The organism is Urbifossiella limnaea, assembly GCF_007747215.1.
GTDB lineage: Bacteria > Planctomycetota > Planctomycetia > Gemmatales > Gemmataceae > Urbifossiella > Urbifossiella limnaea.
This window is the reverse complement of sequence record NZ_CP036273.1, coordinates 7,001,273-7,023,548: the sequence shown is the minus strand read 5'-3', so window position 1 is coordinate 7,023,548 and position 22,276 is coordinate 7,001,273. Positions and strand designations below refer to the sequence as shown.

Below are 22,276 nucleotides of genomic sequence, written 5' to 3'. Positions count from 1 at the left end.
GCCGGTTATTCCAGCACCACCACTCGCAACCGATGCCGCGCGTTCGCCGCCAGCACCGGCGGCAGCAGCGCCGCCAGCTCGCCCCACAGCCCCTCGAACGCCTCGCCGGTCACAGCGTCGTCCACGCGGCCCTTGCCGCGGTCGTACACCCGGCGCGTCTCGTCCGCCTTCACCGCCCCGCGGCGGACCATCGCCACCGGCGGCCGGTACTCCATCAGCTTCTCGCCCGTCGCCCGCACCAGCACGTCGGGGTTCCCCTCCTCCGCGGGCGTGCCGACGAACTCGTGCAGCCCGGCCTCGGCCGCGAACCGCAGGTCCGCCGCGGGGCCGGTCAGCTCCAACGCCACGCCGATCGCGCCGTCGGGAAGCTCGTCGGTCCGCGGCTCGGCGCGCATCACCACCCGCACCGCCGACCCGGCCTTCTCCCACAGCCACCTCTCGCCCCACGCCGTCACCGGCTCGTCGCCCTCGGTTTTGGGGAACTTGGGCGGCTTCTCCCTCGCCTCGACCAGCCGCGCCTCCTCGGCCGTCACCGCGGCGAACACCCGCCCCTCGGCGCGGATGCGGTGGCGCTCGGCCTCGGAACGGTAGGCGTCGGCCAGCGCCGCGAGGTGACCGCGGTGCTCCGAGTACAGCACCAGCGTGACGCGGTCCGCCCCCGGCCGGCTCGCCGCGTACAGGCGGAACAGCAGCGCGTCCCAGTCGGCGGCGCCGGCGGCCAGGCGCGGCGCCAGCGCCGGGTCGGCGGCGTCGGCGTGGAAGGCGACCACCGCCGCGTCCTCCACCTCCTCCGCGGCGACCCGCTGCCGCCGCACCTCGACGGCCAGCTCGCGCAGCCGGCCGAGGCGGGCCAGCGCCGCGGCGTCGCCCGGCCGCTGCGGCTTCCCCCGGGCCTGCCGCGACCGCACCCGCTGCTCCACCTGGGCGAGCTGAACCACCTCGTTCTCCACGTCGCGCACCGCCGTCGATTCCGCGAGCAGCTGGTGCCAGCGGCGCCGCTCCTGGGCCTGCGCCGCCTGCCGACCGACGGGGCTCGCGGGCTCGCCGCCCCCCTTCGCCCCCGGCACCGGTCGGACGGTCACGGCGATGTCGCCGGCCGCCACGCCCACCGCGACGGACAGCGGCGCGTCGCCGGGGTGGCGGTTCATCTGCCGGGCCAGCGGGGCGAGGAGGTCGCGCTCCATCGCCCGCTTCAGCGGCCGGGCGCCGTACCGCGGGTCGAACCCGACCGCGGCGATGCGGTCGAGCAACCCCTCCCCGGTGGTCACGCGGACGTTGCGGAAGCGGAGGCCGTCGCGGGCCAGCACCTTCGCCCACTCGCGGTCGGCGATGCGCCGCACCACGTCCGGCCCGAGCGGGGCGAACGGCACGACGCGGTCGAGCCGGTTCACCATCTCCGGCCGCAGCGCCTGCTCCACGGCACGGGTGAAGTGCGCCGCCGCGCCCGCGGCCGTGGGGCGGTCGGCGCCGAAGCCCGCCGACCCGGCCCGGAACGACTCGGCGCCCAGGTTCGACGTGAGGATGACGACGGCGTTGCGGAAGTCGGCGAGCCGCCCGCCGGCGTCGGTGAGTCGGGCCTCGCCGAGTGCCTGCAACAGCAGGTCGAACGCGGAGGCGTCGGCCTTCTCGACTTCGTCGAGCAGCAGCACGCAGAACGGCTGCTCGCGCACGGCCGCGGTCAGCAGCCCTTCGGTGTTGAACGCCGAGCCGACGAGCCGCCGCACGGCCACCGGGTCGGCGTACTCGCTCATGTCGAACCGCGTCAGCCGGTCGGCCGAGCCGAACAGGAACTCGGCCAGCGCCTTCGCCATCTCCGTCTTGCCGACGCCCGTGGGGCCGACGAACAGCAGCGACGCGACCGGCCGGTTCGGCCGCGCCAGGCCGGCCTTCACCGTGGCGAGCAGGTCGGCGACGAGGCTCACGGCTTCCGGCTGGCCGACGACACGGTCGGCGAACCAGTCGCGCGTGGCGGCCGGGTCGAGCGGCACGGCGGGGTCGAGCAGCGCGGCGGGCAGCCCGGTCTCGCGGCCGAACCCGGTGAAGACTTCGCCCTCGCCGATCGGCGTGCGCGGCGGGCCGTCGCGCCGCAGCCGGTCGAGGAAGCGGAGCGGCCGGCCGGGGTACGCCGAGTACGTGGCGTAGCGGCGGTGCAGCCGGTCGATTGCCGCCAGCGCCTCCGGCGTCGGCTCGCGGCGGCGGTCGGCGTCGGCGAACTGCCGGAGGATACGCCGGCCGCGGTCCGGGCCGGGCTCCTCGACCGTGATTTGGCGGAACGCGTCGGTCAGCTGCGGGTCTTCCTTCTCGATCAGCGGTAGTTGCTCGGGCGTCGCCTCGGCCACGCACAGGAGCTCGCCGCGGGCGATGGCGGGGCGCAGGAACGTGGCGATCCCGGTGGGGTTGCAATTGCTCTTGCCCACGTCCATCAGTTCGGTCAGGCTGCCGACGTGGAGAACGGCCCGGAGCTTGGCCGCCTCCTTGATCAACTCCTGGCACCGCTCCTCCCACATGCCGAAGCCCGTCTGCCCGGCGACGAGCCGGCTGCCGGTGGTGCGGTAGAACGGCGTCGCGCCGAGGCGGTAGGCCGCGGCGCGACGCACGAGTTCGCCGAACGCCGCGCTCTTGCCGACGCCGCTGGGGCCGACGAGCAGGACGCTCTGCGGCGGCTTCGCGGCCAGCGCCTCGGCCAGCTGCGCCACCACCTCCTCGGCCTCGAACGCGGCGTCTTCAGCCTCCGGACGCACGACCGACGCCACGGTCTGAAGCACCGTCTTTTTCGGCCGCTCGGCGTCGCCGCGGGCGGCCCGCTCCTTGAGCGACGGCAGCCTCGCGGACACGTCGAGCCAGTCGAGCCGCAGGCCGCCGGTGGCGACGCCGGCGAGGGCCTTCAGGGTCTTCGTCAGCTCGGCGCGCCGCAGCGCGGCCAGCGCCTCGCGCGCTAGCAGCGCCGGCAGGTCGTCCTTCGGCGCGGCGATGACCTCGACGCCGAGCGCCGGGATGCGGGCGACGACGAACCCGGCCTGCTCCCACGCGACGGCCTGGAGCTTCAGCGCCACGGGCGTGCGCCACAGGTCCGTCTTGCGCGGCGGGGCCACGTCCACGGTGAAGGCGACGAGCCGGGCGGTGGTGGCGCGGCGGCGGCGGAACAGCTCGCGGGTGTCGAGCTTCGGCAGGCGGACGGCGAAGTCGTGGCGGATCATCGCGGCGGCCGCGTCGGGGTCGGCGGCGAGGCGAGCGACTTCCGGGAAGAACAGCGGCTCGGCGAGGACGGCCCGCGGCCCGACCCGGCGGTGGACGACGCCGACGGCGAAGCGCGTGTCCGACGCCATCGGTGCTCCTCGGGGGTGGGGTTGGTGTATGACGCGGCGCGGTTGTGCCCGCGGCGCGGGCACGGTTCATGGGATGTTCCGACCCCGGCGAGGGTTCGCGCGTGAAGGTCGTCATCCCCGGTGGCAGCGGCCAGGTCGGCACCCTGCTCGCCCGCACGCTCGTCGCCGGCGGGCACGAAGTCGTGGTGCTCAGCCGGGCGCCGCGGCCGGCGCCGTGGCGCGTCGTGGCGTGGGACGCGGAGACGGTCGGCCCCTGGGCCGCGGAGCTGGACTGCGCCGACGTCGTGGTGAACCTCGCCGGCCGCAGCGTGAACTGCCGCTACGGCGCCGCCAACCGGCGGGCGATCCTCGACAGCCGGGTGCGCTCCACGAGGGCCGTCGGCGACGCGATCACCCGCGCGGCCCGGCCGCCGCGGGTGTGGCTCCAGATGAGCACCGCCACCATCTACGCCCACCGGTTCGACGCCGCGAACGACGAGGCAACCGGCGTTCTCGGCGGCGCCGAGGGCGCGCCCGACACCTGGCGGTTCAGCACCGACGTGGCGGCGGCGTGGGAACGAGCCGCGGTCGCGCCGCCGCACACGCGGCTCGTACTGCTCCGCACGGCGATGGTGATGAGCCCGGACCGCGGCGGCGTGTTCGACACGCTCCTCGGCCTGGTCCGCCGCGGGCTCGGCGGCACGGCCGGCGACGGACGCCAGTACATGTCGTGGATTCACGAGCGCGACTTCGTCCGCGCCGTGCTGTGGCTCGTCGCGCGCGACGAGCTGGCCGGGCCGGTGAACCTGGCGGCGCCGGAGCCGCTGCCGAACCGCGAATTCATGGCGGCGCTGCGGGCGGCGTGGGGTACGCGCGTCGGGCTGCCGGCGTCGCGGTGGATGCTCACGATCGGGGCGTGGCTGATGCGCACGGAGACGGAACTGATCCTGAAGAGCCGCCGCGTCGTGCCGGGGCGGCTGCTCGCGTCAGGCTTCGCGTTCGACTTCCCGACGTGGCCCGGGGCCGCCGCGGAGTTGTGCGCGCGGCGGCGGGCGGGCGGGTGACGGTCACGGCCCCGGCGGGTCAGACGGCGACGAGGTGGGGCCGGGGCGGCGCGTGGCGAAAGGAGTGGGTGTCGTCCGTCAGGCGGCCGGCGGCCATCCGCACCACGCGGTCCGTCGCCGTCACGATCTCCAGGTTGTGCGTCACCATCACGATGGTCACGCCCTCGTCGCGGTTCAGGCCGCGCAGCAGCTTCACGATCTCGCCGCCCGTCTCGGCGTCGAGGTTGCCCGTCGGCTCGTCGGCCAGCAGCACCCGCGGCCGGGTCAGCAGCGCCCGCGCCACCGCGGCACGCTGCATCTCGCCGCCCGACAGTTCCCGCGGCCGGTGCTTCAGGCGGTGACTCAGGCCCACGCGGTCCAGCAGCTCGTGGGCGCGCTTGCGCCACTCCTTGCGGGCCGACCACCAGCCCCACGCGGAGTGCTGGATGTACGCCGGCATCAGCACGTTGTCGAGCGTGTTGAGTTCCGGCAGCAGGTGGTAGAACTGGAAGATGTAGCCGAACGTGTGGTTCCGCAGGGCGTCGCGGCCGCGGGCCGGCAGGTTGTCGATCCGCTTGTCGTCCAGGTACACGGCCCCGCTGTCGGGGGCGTCGAGCGTGCCCAGCAGGTGGAGGAGTGTGCTCTTGCCCGAGCCGGACGCGCCGACGATGCTGAGGAACTCGCCGGTGCGCACCTCCAGGTCGAGGCCGGTCAGCACCTTCACGGCGACGGCGTGCCGGTGGTACGTCTTCGACAGGTTCTCGGCCCGCAGCATGTCGGCACCATTGCGAGAAGCAGATGTACGGAGCACCGGGCCGGGTTACTCGAACCGCAGCGCCCGGACCGGGTGGAGCCGGGCCGCCCGCCACGCCGGCAGCAGGCTGAACACCACCGCCGTCGCCACCGCCCCGGCGTTGATCGTCAGCACCACCGCCGGGTCCACGTGCGTCGGGATTTCCTTGAAGTAGTAGATGTCCCGCGGGAAGGCCGTGACGCCCGTCAGCCGCGACAGCACCACCTCGATCTCGTTGATGTTCCGCGTGAACCACAGCCCCAGCACCGTCCCCAGCCCGGCCCCGACGCTGCCCAGCAGCAGGCCGTAGCCGAGGAAGATCGACAGCACGCCGCCGCTCGTCGCGCCCAGCGACTTCATCACGCCGATGTCGCGGTACTTCTCGGCCACGATCATCGTGAAGATGGCCAGGATGCTGAACCCGGACACGCCGACGATCAGGAACAGCAGGATGTTCAGGATCGTCCGCTCCACGTCGATCGCGGCCAGCAGCGGCCCCTGGTTCTGCTCCCACGTCGCCACCCGGTGGCCGTCGCGCGGCGGGAACAGCTCCTCCAGCTTGGCCGCCACCGCCGCCTTGTCGCGGTCGTAGTTCTTCAGCTTGATCTGCAGCGCCGTGCACCGGTCGCCCATGCCGCGGATCCGCTGCAGCTGGTCGAGCGGCACGAACACGAAGCTCGAGTCGTACTCGCTCATCTCCGTCTTCACGTAGTCGGCGACGACGAAGCTGCCCCACACCGGCTTCATCTCGGCGCCGCCGGTCGTGGTCACCGTCACAGCGTCGCCGGGGCGGAGGACCGCGTCCTCCTCCGTGCTCCCGTTGTGCGTGTAGCGGACGTGGGCGATGCTGTACCCGAGGATGGTGCCGAACACCTTCGGGGCCGGCGGCGGCTCGTCGCCGAACAGCTTGGCCGCCGGCAGCGCCAGCTGGTCCGGCACCAGCTTCGGGGCCGGCACGTCGAGCGCCTTCTCGCGCTCCTGCTGCATCCGCTCCAGGCGCTCGGCGTGCTCGCGGTTCTTCGCCAGCCGCTCCTCCGCCTCCGCGGTCAGCTCGAACGTCGGGGTCGGGCTGTCCTTCTGCCGCACCAGGTACTCGGCGAACCCGCCGACGGCGGTCCGGCTGGCCGGGTCCACGCCGATCAGGCGGACCGGCTTCATCACCGGGGCGCCGTTCGGGTAGCTGAACTGCAGGATGGCGAACACCTCGACCGTCGGGCTGATCGCCTCCACCTTGTCGCCGATCTCGCTGTGCAAAATCATCTGCCGCAGCTGGTCGGGGCTCGCGGGGAAGCCGTCGGCGCGCTCCGTGTCCACGACCACGTCCGAGATGCTGCCGTGCAGCCGGTCGCGGAGCTTGGTGCTGAACCCGCTCATCACCGAGTTCACGACGATGAGCGTGGCCACGCCCAGCATCACGCTGACGATGCAGACGAACGCCAGGTAGCGGGTCTGGAGGTAGCGGACGCAGAGGAGCAGCTTGTACACGGGTTCCTTCCCGGAACGGGCGGGGTGCCGGCACCCGGCTTCTATCACGCCGTCGGGCGCCGCTCAAGCCGAAGTGAGAAGCGGGGCAAGGCGGAGGCTCAAACCTCGGGCCGAGTCCATTGTGTGCCGCCGACCCCCCCGGGGGGTCGCGGCACGCATTGAGTCTATGCCACAAATTAGTATTGGAGCGACGCCGTGCCAGTTCCCGCCGTAACGCCCGGCGCCGACTCGGCTTCGGCTCGCTACCTTCTCCTCACCGGTCCACTTCTCCCCCGGGAAGGTCGAACATGCGTGCCATTCTGATCGCGGTCGGCGTCGTGCTCGCGGCTCCGGCCGACGCTCCCGCCGAGTGGCGGCCCCTCACCACCGAACTGCTCGCCCGCGAAAAGACCGGGTTCGGCGGCCTCTGCGGCGTCGTCGTCGAGCGGTCCACCGGCCGGCTCTTTGTGGACCTCAGCGACCGCGGCCTGTTCACGTCCGCCGACCGCGGCGCCACCTGGACCCGCGTCGAGAACAGCCCCCCGAAGGGCCGCACCGAGACGCCCGGGTGCCTCCAGCTCGACCCCACCGGCAAGACGCCGCGCCTCCTCATGCCGCTCGTGTACGGCAGCCCGATCGCCGTCGGCACCACCGGCAGCGGCCCGTGGCGCGTCCTCGACAAGGCCTCGGCGCACGTGGACTGGTGCGCCGCCGACTGGAGCGACCCGGACCTCAAGTTCCTGCTGGCGCTCAAGCACGAGGCGAACGGCCTGCTCCTCCGCTCCCGCGACGGCGGCAAGACGTTCGACGACCTGGGCAAGGGGCACGGCCCGGCGTGGGTCTTCGACGCGAACACGGCCGTGGTGACCCGCGTGAAGACGAAGGACAACCCGACGGGCGGCGTCGTCCGCACGACGGACGGCGGCGCCACCTTCGCCCCGGTCGCCGACTTCACCCCGACGGCGCTGCCGCGGGTGGGGCCGGACGGCGTGTACTGGCTCGCCGACGGCGGACTCCACAAGACGACTGACGCCGGCAAGACGTGGGCGAAGGTGGGGCCGGTGAAGGACGGCCGGTACGGCCCGGTGTTCGGCAAGGGCGCGGCGCAGCTGTTCGTGCTGACCGGCACCGGCGTCGTGGAGAGCGGCGACGGCGGGAAGACGTGGGCGGCGCCGGTGGCGGTGCCGGCGGCGCTGAAGGGCGTGTCGGCGCTGACGTGGCTGGACTACGACCCGACCTCGGACACGCTGTACCTGATGAAGATGGGCTCGGAGCTGTACGCGCGGCGCCGCGGCGAATGATGCGGTGGCGGGATTCTGGGTGGCAGCCGCAGGTCGACCGGGGTGCGTCGCTGTCGACCGGTCTCCCCCCGTGGGCAGGGGATCTCTGGGAGTGTTAATTCGCCTTGAAGCCCTGTAGGACGCGCTCCAGGGACTTCGTGTCCAGGGCGGCACTTGGCCGCCTGGCGTTGATGCTCCCTTTCGCCGTGTCCTGCTCCAGCAGCGAGGCCGTCACCGGGTTCCCGCCGGTGTACGGGCAAAACCAGTACCACGGCAGCAGTTCAAGAAGCGTTGGCCCTGCCGCAAACCCCGTGCTAGTGTTCCTGAGAGCATGCCCAGGTACTGGGCGATAGCCCACCGACCACGGCCGAACAGTGAGTTCCGCCGTCCCGCCCGGCAACCTCCGCGACGTGATGACCACCACGTACCACCCGGGGATTTGCGAGAAGTACCCCGGCGCCGAGCCGTTGCCGGGCTACCGCCTGCTCCAGCCGCTCGGCCGGGGTGGGTTCGGCGAGGTCTGGAAGTGTGAGGCGCCCGGCGGGCTCCCGAAGGCGATCAAGTTCGTGTCCACCGCCGGCGACCAGTTCCGCCAGGAGCGGGGCGCCGTCGAGCAGATCAAAACCATCCGTCACCCGTTCCTCCTCTCCCTCGAGCGGGTTGAACTCGTCGGCGCCGAACTCGTCATCGTGATGGAGTTGGCCGACTGTCAGCTGGCCGACCGGTTCAAGGCGTGCCGGGCCGACGGCCACCCGGGCATCCCGCGGGACGAGCTCCTGAACTACCTCGGCGACGCGGCCGAGGCGCTGGACATGATCGGCAGCCGCTACGGCCTCCAACACCTCGACGTGAAGCCGGAGAACCTGTTCCTCGTTGCCGGGCACCTGAAGGTCGGCGACTACGGGCTCGTCCGCCGCGTCCACCGGGCCGGGGACGGGGCCGACGACCGCCGCGGGTTCACCCCGCGGTACACCTCCCCCGAGGTCCTCCGCGGGGCCGTCGACCCGCGGTCGGACCAGTACAGCCTCGCCCTCGTTTACGTCGAACTGGCGACCGGCGTGTTCCCGTACCCCGGCCGCACCGCCGAGCAGCTCATGCTGCAACACGCGACCACCCCGCCGGACCTTGCCGCGGTCCCGTACGCCGACCGGGCGGCGGTCGGGCGGGCGCTGGCGAAGAACCCCGGCGAGCGGTTCCCGTCGTGCTCGGCGTTCGTCGCCGCCCTGGCCGAGACCACCGGCCTGCCGCCCGAGGCGATCACCCTGCCCCCCGCCGCCGCCTCGCCGGCCGAGACGGACGAGGCGACGATCCCGAACGGCCCGCCCGTACTGGCGGTTACGCCACCCCTGCCCGAGCCGGCGCCGTCCAACAGCCGGTCGCCGTCCGGCACCCCGGGCCGGCCCGGGTCCGGCCGGCTGTCCCGCCGCCGCGAGCCCGAGCCGCCGAAGCCGGCCGACCCGTTCGCCGGGCTCCGGGCTGTCCTGCCGGTGGCCGAGTTCCACGGTGTCCCCGGCGAACGGCAGCACGAACCGGCTGGCACCACCCCCGAGTTCGTCGAAGCCGTTCTCCGGGCCGCGGCCGACGACCCGGACACCCTGGCCGCGCACGACGACCCGGACACCACCTGCAACTTCCTGTCGACACTCCCCGCCGGGATGGTGCCGCTCAAGCTCGGAATGGTGGCCGAGCGGTGGGGGATGGAGGTCAAGCAGCAGGACCCGGTCCGGGTGGTGTTGTGGCGGGAAGCCCCGCCCGACCCGCCGAAGGGGGGCAAGCCGGACCCGAAGGCGCCGCCCCGTCCGCGGACGGGTTTCGAGGTGACCGTCCGCCGCCCGGTCCCGCCGTCGGCCGAGTACATCGCCTCCGGCGCGGTGTGCGGGGTGCCGAACTCCGTGTTCACCCTCCTGTCCATGTCCGACCTGCCGGCGATCTTGACCGACGTGAAGGGTGTGTTGCAGAACCTCGAGGAGCGCCGCGCCCACCCGCGGACCCGGGTCGAGCGGCCGGTCCGGGTATACCCGCTGTACCAGGACGGGGTGGTCGGGGCGCCGATCACCGGCAAGTCGGTGGACCTGTCGGCCAGCGGCATCCGGTTCCGCACCCCGGACGCCGTCCGCACCGGGCGGATGTACGTCGAATTCCCCGGCGTCGAAGGCGTGTCCGGGCTCGCGGTGTACGTCCGACAGGTCCGGAGTTGGCAGGAGCCCGGCGGGCAGATGACCGTCACCGTCGGCCGCTTCTCCGGCAGCGGCTGAGCCGTGTACAAGACGTAACCACCATCCGGGCGCTCGCGCGACAAGAACGGAATCCGCTTGTCGTCCGGGCTCCAGCATCAGTCACGCACGTCCGCGTTGTGGGGAAGGCGGCGAAGTCGGAGAGGTGCGTGACGGTCGGAGCGAGTTCGGGCAGATCAAATCCTTACCGGGCCGACCGCGAGCGAATTGCCCGGGCGGGCGCGACGTGTCGAACGAGTGAGTGCCATGATTGCCGGTGGACCGCTTGCAAGCCACGTCTCGATTCTGTTAAGCGCCAGAGAGACGTCGGCCTGCTCGGAGGGAGTTATTGGGACGATCTTGATATCGACGGCCAACCCGCCAGTTAACAGGCGCGAGTCACCTGAAATCCTAGGCGTTTCGCTGTATCGCCCCTCTCGGGCTGATAACTGGAACCTTAAAGCTGTTAACTGACGCCTCTCGTGTCTCAAGAGACGGAGAGACTTTCCGACCCCCAGACCGCCCACACCACAACTCCTCGTCCCACCAACCGACCAATCAGTCTGCATCCGCCGCGTCTTGCTCTTCCCGGTCTGCTTCTTGGCGTCCGTCGGGCTCTCCAGGGTGTTCGCGTGGATCGCCGCCGTGACCAGGTTGACGACGGCGAACACGTACAGCAGGTGCTTGCAGTCCCAGGTGCCGACGACCAGGCGGTGGCCCTTCACCCCGAGGGTGGCGGTGAGGGTCGGGACCATCGGGAAGACCACGCACACGGCCGGGTTCGGGGCGGGGGCGCCCTGACCACCGGTACAATGCCTACCCGATCCGCCGGAGCTGCGATGCTGTTCACCACCCTGGGCCTCCACCCGTCCCTCGTCCGCGCCGTCCGGGCCCTCGGGTACGCCGAGCCGAGCCCCGTCCAGGCCGGGGCCGTCCCCCCCGCCCTCGCCGGCCGCGACGTCCTCGCCACCGCCCCGACCGGGACCGGCAAGACCGCCGCCTTCATGCTCCCGCTCCTGCACCGCCTCCTCGCCGGGCCGCGGGGCGGCCCCCGCGCCCTCATCCTGTCCCCGACCCGCGAGCTGGCCGAGCAGATCGAGGCCGTCGCCCGCGACCTCGGCCGGTACACCGACCTGCGCCCGGCGCTGATCGTCGGCGGCCGCCCGATCGGCCCCCAGGAGAAGGCGCTGCGGGCCGGCCCCGACATCGTCGTCGCCACCCCCGGCCGGCTCCTCGACCTCATCCGCCAGGGGGCCGCCCGCCTCGACCGGGTCGCCGCCCTCGTCCTCGACGAGGCCGACCGGATGCTCGACATGGGGTTCCTCCCGGACGTCAAGCGGATCGTCGCCCGCCTCCCGGCCCGGGAGCAGACGCTCTTGTTCTCCGCCACCCTCCCGCCGGTCATCGCCGGACTGGCCGCGGAACTCCTGCGGAACCCGGCGGCCGTGCAGGTCGGGCGGCGGACGGCGGCGGCGGTCGGGATCACGCAGGCGGCGTACCCGGTCCCCGGGCACCTCAAGACGGCCCTCCTCCGGCACCTGTTGCGGGGGACCGAGATGCCGTCGGTGCTGGTGTTCACCCGGACCAAGCACGGGGCGAAGAAGCTCGCCCGGGTGATCGAGGCGGACGGGTTCACGGTCGGCGAGCTGCACAGCAACCGCTCCCCGGGCCAGCGGACGACGGCGATGAACGGCTTCCGGCGGGGCGCGTTCCAGGTGCTGGTGGCGACCAACATCGCCGCCCGCGGGCTGGACGTGGACCACGTCACGCACGTCGTCAGCACCGACGTCCCGGACGTGCCGGAGGACTACGTCCACCGGGTCGGGCGAACGGGCCGGGCGGGGGCGACGGGGGACGCGTTCGTGCTGGTGTCGCCGGACGAGGAGGCGGCGCTGGGGCGGATCGAGCGGCAGCTGGGGCAGCGGCTGCCGCGGGTCACCCTCCCGGACTTCGACTACCGCCAGGCCGCGGCGCCGGGGGCGGCCTCGGACGGCGACCGGCCGCGGGGTCGGGGCGGCCCTGGGCGGGCGCGGCCGCCGGCGGGGCCGGGGGGCGGCCCGAAGCGGTCGCGGGGTGGGAAGCCGTCCTCGGACGGCACGGGCGGCGGGCGGCCGCCGACGGGCGGGCGGGCGCCGACGGGCGGGCGGGCGGGGCCGATGAAGCCGTCCGGCCCGCCCAAGCCCCGCCGTCGGAAGTGACCGCTCGGCTCGTCCGGGGCTCCGGGCGGCGACGTGCGGACACGACGGGGTGAGAGATGACGCGCTTGCGGCTGGCCCGGCTCGGCCGGGCGGCACTACGACGTGCTCCGGCCGGACTGGTGATCATCGCGGAACTGGCCGTCACCCCCAGGGCCGCCACCACGTCCGCCCCCGGGGCTGCCGGCCCCCGGAGGTGTCGTCGAACGGCCGCCGGTCGTCGTGCCCGGCGGACACGACCGGCGGGTGGCACTCGAGGTCCTCCGCCCGGCTCCCGGCGTCCAGCGCCCGCCCGACCGCCCGGTACTCCTCGCTCCGCTCCACCACCGCCCGGAAGCCCGCATCGCCGAGGCAGCTGACCTCGCAGGCGATCGCCAGCCCCTCCCGGAACACGGGCTCGTCGGCCAGCGGCCGGGTCCCGATCACCCGCCCGTCGGCGGTCCGCCGGACGTAGTGGTCGGCGAACCGGACGCCCATCCCGTCGAGCATGGACCGGGCCAGGGCGAGCGGGAGGAAGTCCACGACCTCGGCCGCCAGCGGCCGGGGGATGCCGACCCCCTCCAGCCCGGCCCGGAGGTCGGCCAACCCGGCTCGCTGGTGCGCCTCGAACACGGGGACGGCCAACAGGATCGCGTCTCGTGCTGTCATCGCGGGCCCCAGAGGGCGGGGTGGGTCGCCAGACAACACCTGCCGCGGCGGGTGTCGTCCGACGGATCGCCGGGGTCGGAACTGTGCATGGTCAGGCCGGGATGCGGGGGATTGTCGTCGGTCGATTCTAGCCCACCGCACCAGAAGATGCGCGTCTTCCGGGACGACGATGGGTGAGACGCCTGGTTCAGAGTACGCGCTCGGCGGATCGCCACCCGGCGGGCCGAACAGCTGTCGCAGTTGCTCGGCCTCGGCCCGGTCGTCCTTCGGGAGTCGGTCGAACAGTCGCTCCGCGGCCGCGTACTCCTCCCGCCCGCGGACGACCTCCCGCCCCGCCGCGGACAGAGATGGGAGTTTGATGGCGATGACCTGTCGAGCAGTATTGGTCGCCGTCTGGTACAGCCAGGCGACGGCGGCCCCGTCGGTCGGTAGTCGGCCGCGGTGACGGATCAGGGCGAGCACCGGGTCCTGAAAAGCTTCCTCGGCCAGGTGATCGTCACCCAGGACGGCGCGGCACCGAGCATAGATCCGCCCACCGACCGCATCCTGTCCACCGTCGTCCGGCTCCGGGTGTACCCGACCTACGCTGTCATCGGGTACCTGTTCGGGGTGTCCGAGTCGGCCGCCCGCCAGCTCGCCGGGTGGTCCATCCCGGTCCTCGCCGCCGCCGGGAAGGACACCATGCGGATGCCCGACCCGGGCCGGCACCACCGCCGCGACCTCCCGGCCGTCCCGAGGCACACCCCGGGGTTGGCGGTGCTCGTGGACACGTTCGAGCAGCCGACTCACCGGCCGCGGCGACGACAGCGGGCCGACTACTCGGGGAAGAAGAAGCGGCACACGCTCAAGGCTCAGGTCGAGGTGGACTCCTTGGACTGAGTCTACACCGCTAACTTCGTGTCCACGAAACTTGGGGAACCTCACCCGTACCGCCGCCTCACCTCGGCGTGAACCTCCTCGATGGCCCCGACCAACTCCCGCCGCCGCCGCTCGGCCGGGCTGTCGGGCCGGGCGGCCCAGGCGTAGTACCCGCTGGCCGGCACCTCCAGCGCCTCGCACCTCCAGGTGACCGGCCACTCGGCGGCGTGGTCGGCGATGAACCGGAAGGTCAACTCGGCGGGCTGGCGGAGTACGCGGCGGCTTTTTAACAGGTCCCGCTCGGCCCGGAGCCGGCGCAGCTCGTCGTCGGCGGGCGTCGGGTGGCCGTGCCCCGGGAAGGCGTCGCCGCCGCACTCCTCGAACGCCTGCTTCCAGGTTCGGCGTGCCGTCCGGCCGGCGGTGGTGCTGCTCGACGTGAGCCTTGAACGCGGCGATCAGCTCGGCCACCGTCGCCCCCTACGGGGCCGCGCGGGCCACCGAGGCCTGGTCGGACGTAGCCGAGATTTCGGCGCAGATGCGGGCGAACTCGGCACGCGACTCGGGCGAGTCGTAGCGGCCCAGGGTGACCCACCGTCTGTTCAGCCAACAGCGGGCGGAGTTCTGTTGCGGGTGCTTGCAGTAACTAGGAAACTGACACTTGGGACGCGGCATGCGGGACCCCCGGAACGGGGGTTTACGGAACGACGTTCCGTAAACCCGAGCTGTTCCGGCCGCACGCCTCACGTGAGGCGGACACCTAAGCGGTGTGGCCGTAGCGAGTGAGAGAGCTCCTCTGGAAGAACAGGTTACAACCGGCGCTCCGAGGGGGCTCGCGCGCGAGATCGGCGCGAGATTTCGGCGGGTGTGGTTGCGGCGGAAGGGGTTGCGAATTCTCTCGTGGTCGTGCGGGGGCGAGAGAATAGGAGTTCGTTGGTATCGGTGAGGGGTGTGGGGCGAACAGGTTGCGAACTCCGCGTTTTTCCGCGAGAGCCGGATTGCACACGGCGTCCGTCCGCGGGGTCGTGTCCTCCACCACCGTCCGCCCGGTCCACCCGCGGTCAGACGACGCTCGGCCGGGCGGGGTCGATGTGGTCCGGCACGCCCGCATCGGCGAAGCGCTCCAGCAGCGCCTCGGTCCCGTGGGCCCGCTCGTAGTTGCGCTCGGCCGTGTGGATCGGGACGGCGGTGTAGAACACGACCTCGGTGCCGTCGGCCAGGTACGCCCGCTCCAGCGGTGCCTTGTCGGCCAGGAGCAGCCAGCACGTCAGCGCCGTGCCGGGGCCGAGGGGGGCGGGCGGGTCGCCGTTGGCGACGACGGCGACCGGGCCGCCGTACCCGACGCCGGTCTGCCACGGGTAGGCGGCCAGCCGGCGGAGCCAGTGGACGGGCCACAGGTGCGCGTCGGTCCAGTCGGCCGGGTCGTCGGGCCAGCCGGCGAGGAAGCACGCGAGTTCGGCGCGGTCGTACCCGTCGCCGGGGCCGGGGGGCTGGGGGCGGGCCGACATGCCGGCGGTGAACAGGCAGACCACGCCGTCCCCGTCGGCCGCGCGGACCGGGACCGGGTTGGCGTCATCGGGGACGATCGGGAGCCAGGAGTTCGGCCGGACCGGGCCGACGGCCCGGTCGATATGCTCTGGTATCGGGTCGGGTAGTGGCCGGGGGACGTACCCCGGCACCTCGTGTGGCTCCAGCGCACCCTTCGACCGTAGGTAGGCGGCGATCTCCGGCTGGCCGCCGGCCCACCCCAAGGGGGTCCGGTTGGTCCGGTCGAGAACGTTCAGGTACGCCCCGGCCTCAACCAAAAGGCGCACCATCTCGAAGTTCCCCAAATAGATGGCCGCCGACAGCGGAACACACGTGTCGAAATCTCCGTCCCACCCGTAGTTGACATCCGATCCGTGCTCAAGGAGCCAACGGACGGTGTCGAGGCGGTTGCACCGACTAGCCGTTCCGATCGGCCGGTCAGGCGTCTGCGGGTCGTCAGGCATGTTGACATCCACGCCCCGCCCGACCAGCAATGCGACGAGTGCCGTGTTGCCATCCCGTGCGGCGGAGTGAATCATCGTGGAGGCGCACTGGGGCGATGTCACCATCTCGGGGTGGTCGTCGAGTAGACGGGCAATACCCTCCAGGTCGTTCGTCCGGCGGAACCCGCCGAACCAGATCAACAGATCTTGCTCGGTCGTCATGGGACGTAGTTCCTCATGCCGCGGAGGCTCTCGTTGATGTACCGTTGTGCCACGTCTTGGAGGATGGTGACGATGTCCCCCCTCGAACCGTGCTGTAGGTACGCTGCCTTGAGTCGGTCACGGATGTCCTCGATCGACGCCAACCAGTGCCTGTGGGCGGGCGCGTACGCGAGGTTCTCCTTATCCCAGTACGGGTTGATGCCGTAGTAGAGCAGTATGTCCCGGGCCTCCGCAGCGACTGGCTTCGATGCCTGCCGTTCTGTCGTTGGCCCCGCGTCTGCCCCTTCCTTGAACACGATGTGATGCCCATGGACATCGCCATTGAAGGTGGCACGGGCGGCGACATATCCCCTGTTCAGAGCGTCGGCGTCCGAGAGACCGTGTCGGACCGGGATGTTGACCGCCGTCGACCACGGCGAGGTCCACGTCGAGGAGTAGATCAGTCCCTTCCACTTGGTGATTTCGACCGCCGGGTATGAAGGGGCGGCTGGCACCATCGGCCGCGGACCCGAGAAGTCCTTGATGTTCTTCTCTTCGATGTCATGCGCCGTCTTGACGCACGGCAGTTTGAAGTGGCCCTTGAGCACACCCGCGAGATCGGGTGTGTAGTTAGCTGGGGCGCTGACGCGGTCGAACCACATCTCGAACTGAACGAGATCGACCACCGCCGCCCGACTGTTCTCCACTTGGCCCATCGCTCCGTACTTCCCCTCCCCGCGTATCGTCTGGATGATCGTAACCTCCTGAGCTTGAGTCAGTTGCCCGGTGATGCCGGGCTGACTCTTCACCTGCTCGACGACCTTGTACCCGCTCAGGAAATCAATGGTGTAGGTGTTGTGGGCCCAGACGGCGAAGCCCCAGTGGTCGTCCCCCACGAAGTACGTGTGGTGGTCGGCCACCCGCAGGTTGTACACCGCCTCGTACACGCCAGTCTCGAACACCTCCTCCACACCCACCCACGCCCCACCCAGCGTCGCCAGCCGGTCGCCCCCGCGCAGCGCCCCCGCTGCTGTCCACCCCTCCCCGGCCACGTAGAACGGGTGCTCCGGCGTCGTCCGGATCACCCGCCCGCCGGCGTGGACGTGCAGCACCACGTCCGTCCGCCGGAACGTCTCCTCCACCGCCTTCCACTCGGCCACGCCCGCCGGGTCGTACTCGCCCTGCGCCAGCACCTCATCCCCGGCCCGGATGTCCTCAACGGCCCGCCACCCGGCGCGGGTCAGCAGCTTCGTCCCGGCGGCGAAGCAGCCCGTCCCCAGGGCCACGCAGGCGTGGGCCTGGATGGCGTCCTTCACCCGCCCCAGGGCCGCCGTCACCTGCTGCTGGAGGGCGCGCAGCGTCGCCATCGGCACCGCCGCCGGCGGCGCCCCGGGGGCCGGCAGCGTGTCCTTCTGGAGCTTCACCGCGGCCGCCACCAGCGCGTTCAGCGCGGCCGGGGCGCGCTTGCCGAGGAACATCTTCGGGTCAAGAACGAGCACCAGCCCGTTCCCGCCCGGCGACACCTGGACGAGCTTCACCTTGATCGCCCGCGCCCCGGCCGTCCGGCCCGTCTCCTGGGCCACCCACAGGTGGTAGGTCTTGCCGTCCACGCTCACCGTCACCGCCGCCGCCATCCGCCCGTCGTACATCCCGCCGGCCGTGCCGCCGGGGGCGGCGGCCGTGCCCGGGGCCGGCGTCCCCGGCGGCACGGCCGCCGCCACCCGGGCGAAGGCCGCGATCAGGGCGGCGTCCACCCGGGATGGGACGAACGCCAGCCCGCTCTTGATCCGCTCCCCCATGTTCCCGACGCCGAGCTGGCTCCCGGCGAAGCTCAGCGCCTTGTCCATCGCCAGGTCGAACATCTCCACCAGCTTCGTCTTCACCGCCGCGGAGTTGCCCGGCACGGCCGCCGCGGCCAGGGCGTCGAGGAGGGCGTCGACGGCCGCGAGGACGCCGTCCTTGTTCGCGTTCAGCCACCCCAGGGCGTTGTACAGAGAGATGAACGCCCCCGCCCCCGGCACGAACTTCGCCACCGCCTGGGCGGCCGCGCGCAGCATCGCCTCCTGGACCTTGGACTGAATCGCCCCCTTGACCTGGTCGAGCAGGACGTCCGCGTTCAACACGCCGAGGTCCAGGCCCGCCATCACCGGGTCATTCTTGATCCGGTCGAACAGGGTCCGGAGGCCGGCCGGGCCGGCGGCCGGGTCGATCCCCTCGAACCACCCGGCTACCCGCTCCAGGGCGGCGAGGTTACCCGCGCCGAGCTGTCGCCGGGCCACGTCGTACACGTGGTCCCAGGTCAGACCGGCGTACTCGAGGAGGGCCGGCAAGAGGTTGTCCCAGTTCCACTCCGTGATGTTTTGCAGGCTCTGCACGGCCGTCGGGCCGAGGACCGCGGTCATCAACTTCCGGAGCAGCCCCTGCGGGCTGGCCAACTTGTCCTTGAGCTCGGTCATCGCCCCGACGAACCCGTCCTTCAGGTTATCGAGAGCGGTCGTGATCCCGGACGGGGACGTGAAGGCGGCGACCAGCGCGTTCACCTTCGGGCCGAACCGGCCGGCCAGCTCGCGAAGGATGGCCAGGGTGTCCAGCACCCCCCCGCCGGTGTCCGGCGGGGGCGCCCCGGTGATGTAGACGACCTGGGGTTGGTACAGGGTTTGAGCCCGCGTGAAGTCCCCCTGGAAGTCCCGCACGAAGTCGAACCGCGAGGTGGTCTTCCACAGCTGACCGTCCCGGAGTAGGTCGGCCGACACCTGGACCAGAGCCTGCCGCCCGGGGGGCAGGCCGGGCAGATGGAAGGTCACTTCCCCCGACCCGTTGGACGGGGTGTAGCTCAGGAACTGGCACTCGTCCGCCTTGAGCTGGATGCTGCTCCCGTTGATTTCGTAGACCGCCACGGTCACCCGGTACTGCACCGTCACCCCGTTCCCGAGCCACTCCCTGGTCGCCGCGTCCAGTTCGTACCGGACATCAAGGGTTTGCCACGGCACGTAGTCCGCGGCCGTCCGGTGGTTGAGGTACATCGAGTACCGCGCGTACACGTCCGGGTCGTTCATCAGGCTGCCGTCGGTGTTGAGGACCGACAGCGTGCCGTACACCTGGTCCGTGATCCAGGTTCCGCCGGACGTGCCGTGGGTGGTGTGCATCCCACCCCGGCCCGGGTTGGCGTACCCGGCCGGGTCGTCCACGATCACCTTTAGGAATTCCCGCCGCTGGGGGGCTGACCCCCGATCGGGCGCGGGCGGCGGGGGCGTGCCCGGCGGGAGGACCGGCGCCAGGCCGGGTTCGGCGTCGGCCGCGGCCGGGCGGGCGCCGCTGTCCGTCGCCCACGCCTGCACGTGGTAAATCACCCCGGCCCGGTAGTACGGGAGCGAAAGGTAGGGCGTCTGCGTGACAATCTCCTCGTCCAGTTGGGAGCCCTGCGGCAGTTCGCCGGTCACGTGGGACGACGAGTCGAGGCTGATTCTCCAGTGGTATTTGACGTCCAGCGCGTCGGTCATGGCCGACTCGGGCGGCGCGGGCGTGTAGTCCACGCCCGGGGTGGGCGGGTTGGCCGTCCACGGGGTGGCCGTGGACGGCACCCCGACGGGCTGCCGGTTCCACACCCGCCGCCCGGCCGCCCGCACGTCGTCGAACAGCAGCGTTTGGCCCGGCCGGATGGCCCACACGTCCTGGTTCGAGGTCGCCTTGTGGGCGATCTGGGTGCCCGCGTTGATCGCCCACGACGGCCACACGTTCGTCACCGTCGCCGCCGCCGACACGTCGGTGTGGGTGCCGCTGTCGTTCTCCACCCGGAGGACGGCCGTGAACGTCCCGTCCTTGGCGTAGGTGTGGGGAAAGCTGATCGTATCGGTGGCGGTGTCCACGGTGAACGTGTCCGGGTCCACCTGCTCGAAGCCCTTCCCCTCGCCCCAGTCGGCGTACACCGTCAGCGTGTCCCACGTGTCCGGGTCCACCTCGCGGATCGTGAACACCGACGGCGTGCCCTCGGCCACGGTCGGCACCGGGGACACCTCCTCGACCGGGGTGAAGTCGTCGGCCGTGACCGCGAACCAGTTCTCCCCGACGTTCCCGTCCACGTCCGTGGCCACCACCCGGACGGACCAGTCGCCGTACCACGGGAACACGTAGTGCTCCGGCGCCTCGTGGACGCTCGGGTCGAGCCACTCTTCCTCGCCCTCGAAGCTGACGTACCAGTCCAGGTGATCGATCGGCCGCTCGGCGTCCACCTCCACGGCCATCGGGGTGGGCAGCATGGCGGTTGTGGTCACCGGCTCTTCGGGGACGGTCACGACCGGGGCCGGGTATCGGACGTTAACGGCCAGGCTGTACACCTGCGGGGCGCCCGCGACCAGGACCAGGCGGGCGGCCACCGTCCGCGCCCCGGCGGTGGTGAAAGCAGTCTCCGCCTCGGGGTCGGGCCCGGTCGCGTCGACCGTAAAAGTGCCGTACTGGTAGTCGAAGTCCCACTCGACCGCCGTGTAGTCGGGAACCGTGTCGTCCGACGTGAGGGTGAACCACACCGGCTCGCCCTTCACCACCGGGTCGGCGTCCGCCTCGACGTGGATGCCGGCCGCGGCCGGCGGCGGGGAGGTGCCGCCCGGCGGGGGCGGGGGCGGCGGGGGTGGAGAGGTCCCCCCGGACACCATCAGCCACCCGGCCGTGGTCAGGTTTGAGTACACGACGTCGCCGCCGTACGCCGCGGTCACCGAGTACGCCCCGGCAGCCGGGGCGGTCGCGGTCAGGGTGGCCAGGGAGCCGTCGCCGTACGGGGTGAGGGGGACCCCCGACCCGAGGACGACCGGGGCGCCCCCCAGGGCCGGGACGGCGGTAAACGTGACCGCGCCGGTCGGGGCCGGCTGGCCGCTCGCCGGGGACAGGGTGACGGTGATCGTGACCGGCGCCCCGGCCGCGGGGGCACCGGGGGAGATCGTCGGCTGTGACATGCTCGGCACGACCGGGTCGTTACTGGCGGCCAGGTTCACGCCCCCGGCCGCCCCCGGCCCGAACGGCAGGAAGGCCGCCGTCGGGAGGGCGGCCGCCACGCCGGTGGCCCCGTGGAACACCCGCACCTCGGCCGGCGTCCGCCCCGGCCCGGTCGCCGCCACCACGTCGGCGAACTCGTCGTCGTCGGCGTAGCACAACGCCACCCGGACCCCGGCCGTCATCCCCGGGCCGAACGGGGAGAACGCACCGAGTGAGGCCCCGGTCCGCCCGCTGAACACCTTCACCTCGCCGGCGATTCCCGGCCCGGACCCGACGACCAGGTCCGGCGTGCCGTCGGCGTCCACATCCCCGGCCTTCCAGTCGGCCCCGACCGCCACCCCCGCCCGCCCGGCCGCGTCGAAGGCGAAGAAGTCGCCGAGCGGGCCGGGGGCCGGTCGGCCCGTGGCCAGGTCGAGGACCCGGACCCGCGGGCCGCCGCCCGGGCCGGCCCCGACGACCAGGTCGGCCCGCCCGTCCCCGGTGAGGTCGGCGGCGGCGATCGACACCCCGCCGGCGAAGTCCGGCTCGAAGGCGAAGAAGGAGGCGAGTTGGCGGCCGTCGGCCCCTCTGAAGACGCGGACGTGGGGGCCGCCCCCGGCCCCGGCGGCAGTGATCAGGTCGGGCACGCCGTCGGCGTCCACGTCGGCGGCGGCAACCGACACGCCGCCATGGAACCACGGGACGTAGGCAGTCAGGTCGCCGAGCGGCCCGGGGATGGGGTCGCCGGTCTTCCCATCTAGCACTTGCACCCGCGGCGCCCCACCCGGTCCGAGGGCGGTCACCACGTCCGGAAAGCCGTCGGCCGTGAAGTCGGCGGTGGCCACCCGGACCCCGCCGGCGAACCCCGGGTCGGCGACCAACCGCTCGAACGTCAGCGCCCCAGTGATCGCGTCGAAGGCCCGGACGATTGGTGGCGGGCCTTCACCGGTCCCGGCGTAGAGGACGGGGTACGGCAGGGGCCGCCCGGTGGGCACGACGCGGTCCTCCAGCCCCTCGACTCCGAGGCGGGGGCGGGGGGCGGGCTGGGAACGGCGGGTGAGACGGGTGGCGACCCACTCGCGGAGGGCGAGGAGACGCGCGAACCGGGTGTAGCGAGTGGGGAGAGGCATGGGGGCGATCCCTGGCTCAGAAGAGTCGTGTCCGGATGACAAACTGACACGCGCGCACGCCAGATTCGGTGTGTGTACGTGCCGAAGGCATACCGTGATTGGGGATGGATTCTCACCTGGCAAGAAATGGTTGTCAATGACCGGTTGTGCGGAATGTCCGGATTGTGACGGAACGGGCGGCGGAGTGGCCAAGCCGCTATCAGTCGTTCTCCGT

At 72.3% G+C, this 22,276-nt stretch carries 12 protein-coding genes and 1 pseudogene; 5 read left to right on the top strand and 8 right to left on the bottom strand.

What is annotated here, in order from left to right; genetic code table 11:
* Positions 1–5: 5 nt before the first annotated feature.
* Positions 6–3,326: an AAA family ATPase gene (locus ETAA1_RS28520; protein ID WP_145244013.1), complete on the bottom strand. Its 3,321-nt coding sequence runs from the start codon at positions 3,324–3,326 to the stop codon at positions 6–8.
* 101 nt (positions 3,327–3,427) lie between these two features.
* Here ETAA1_RS28520 and ETAA1_RS28515 point away from each other — a divergent pair, with 101 nt between their 5' ends.
* Positions 3,428–4,369: a TIGR01777 family oxidoreductase gene (locus ETAA1_RS28515; RefSeq protein ID WP_145244795.1), complete on the top strand. Its 942-nt coding sequence runs from the start codon at positions 3,428–3,430 to the stop codon at positions 4,367–4,369.
* A 19-nt stretch (positions 4,370–4,388) separates the two neighbouring features.
* Here ETAA1_RS28515 and ETAA1_RS28510 read toward each other — a convergent pair whose 3' ends face one another.
* Together ETAA1_RS28510 and ETAA1_RS28505 are read right to left on the bottom strand one after the other, a co-directional pair.
* A complete protein-coding gene (locus ETAA1_RS28510; RefSeq protein ID WP_145244012.1) occupies positions 4,389–5,123 on the bottom strand; it encodes an ABC transporter ATP-binding protein in 735 nt (244 codons plus the stop codon).
* A 45-nt stretch (positions 5,124–5,168) separates the two neighbouring features.
* Positions 5,169–6,626: an ABC transporter permease gene (locus tag ETAA1_RS28505; protein WP_145244011.1), complete on the bottom strand. Its 1,458-nt coding sequence runs from the start codon at positions 6,624–6,626 to the stop codon at positions 5,169–5,171.
* A gap of 287 nt (positions 6,627–6,913) precedes the next feature.
* Here ETAA1_RS28505 and ETAA1_RS28500 point away from each other — a divergent pair, with 287 nt between their 5' ends.
* Both ETAA1_RS28500 and ETAA1_RS28495 read left to right on the top strand, forming a co-directional pair.
* On the top strand, positions 6,914–7,906 hold the full coding sequence (locus tag ETAA1_RS28500; protein WP_145244010.1) for a WD40/YVTN/BNR-like repeat-containing protein: 993 nt from the start codon (positions 6,914–6,916) through the stop codon (positions 7,904–7,906).
* 353 nt (positions 7,907–8,259) lie between these two features.
* Positions 8,260–10,140 carry a protein kinase domain-containing protein gene (locus ETAA1_RS28495; protein ID WP_145244009.1) on the top strand — a complete coding sequence of 627 codons (1,881 nt, stop codon included), beginning with the start codon at positions 8,260–8,262 and terminating at the stop codon, positions 10,138–10,140.
* 155 nt (positions 10,141–10,295) lie between these two features.
* Here the strand turns inward: ETAA1_RS28495 and ETAA1_RS32505 are convergent, their stop codons facing one another.
* Positions 10,296–10,853 (bottom strand): hypothetical protein, encoded by a 558-nt coding sequence (locus ETAA1_RS32505; protein ID WP_202920482.1) that lies wholly within the window; start codon positions 10,851–10,853, stop codon positions 10,296–10,298.
* Positions 10,854–10,937: 84 nt separating this feature from the next.
* Here ETAA1_RS32505 and ETAA1_RS28485 point away from each other — a divergent pair, with 84 nt between their 5' ends.
* A complete protein-coding gene (locus ETAA1_RS28485) occupies positions 10,938–12,296 on the top strand; it encodes a DEAD/DEAH box helicase (RefSeq protein ID WP_145244008.1) in 1,359 nt (452 codons plus the stop codon).
* 141 nt (positions 12,297–12,437) lie between these two features.
* Here the strand turns inward: ETAA1_RS28485 and ETAA1_RS33975 are convergent, their stop codons facing one another.
* A complete protein-coding gene (locus tag ETAA1_RS33975) occupies positions 12,438–13,430 on the bottom strand; it encodes an RNA polymerase sigma factor (protein WP_390621256.1) in 993 nt (330 codons plus the stop codon).
* Between ETAA1_RS33975 and ETAA1_RS28475 the strand changes: the two genes are divergently transcribed.
* Entirely contained in the window at positions 13,383–13,820 is a 438-nt protein-coding gene (locus ETAA1_RS28475) for a transposase family protein (RefSeq protein WP_145244007.1), read from the top strand. The two genes, ETAA1_RS33975 and ETAA1_RS28475, sit on opposite strands and share 48 nt — an antisense overlap.
* Positions 13,821–13,864: 44 nt before the next feature.
* Here the strand turns inward: ETAA1_RS28475 and ETAA1_RS34030 are convergent.
* The 3 genes and pseudogenes from ETAA1_RS34030 to ETAA1_RS28460 all read right to left on the bottom strand — a co-directional run.
* Positions 13,865–14,200, bottom strand: a pseudogene (locus ETAA1_RS34030) (IS3 family transposase); the annotation flags it as partial.
* A 657-nt stretch (positions 14,201–14,857) separates the two neighbouring features.
* The gene (locus tag ETAA1_RS28465) at positions 14,858–15,988 is read right to left on the bottom strand and encodes a suppressor of fused domain protein (RefSeq protein ID WP_145244005.1); all 1,131 of its coding nucleotides are present in this window, start codon (positions 15,986–15,988) and stop codon (positions 14,858–14,860) included.
* Complete coding sequence (locus ETAA1_RS28460) at positions 15,985–22,062, bottom strand: polymorphic toxin-type HINT domain-containing protein (RefSeq protein ID WP_145244004.1); 6,078 nt, start codon at positions 22,060–22,062, stop codon at positions 15,985–15,987. The genes ETAA1_RS28465 and ETAA1_RS28460 overlap by 4 nt, the downstream gene beginning before the upstream one ends.
* Positions 22,063–22,276 lie beyond the last annotated feature (214 nt).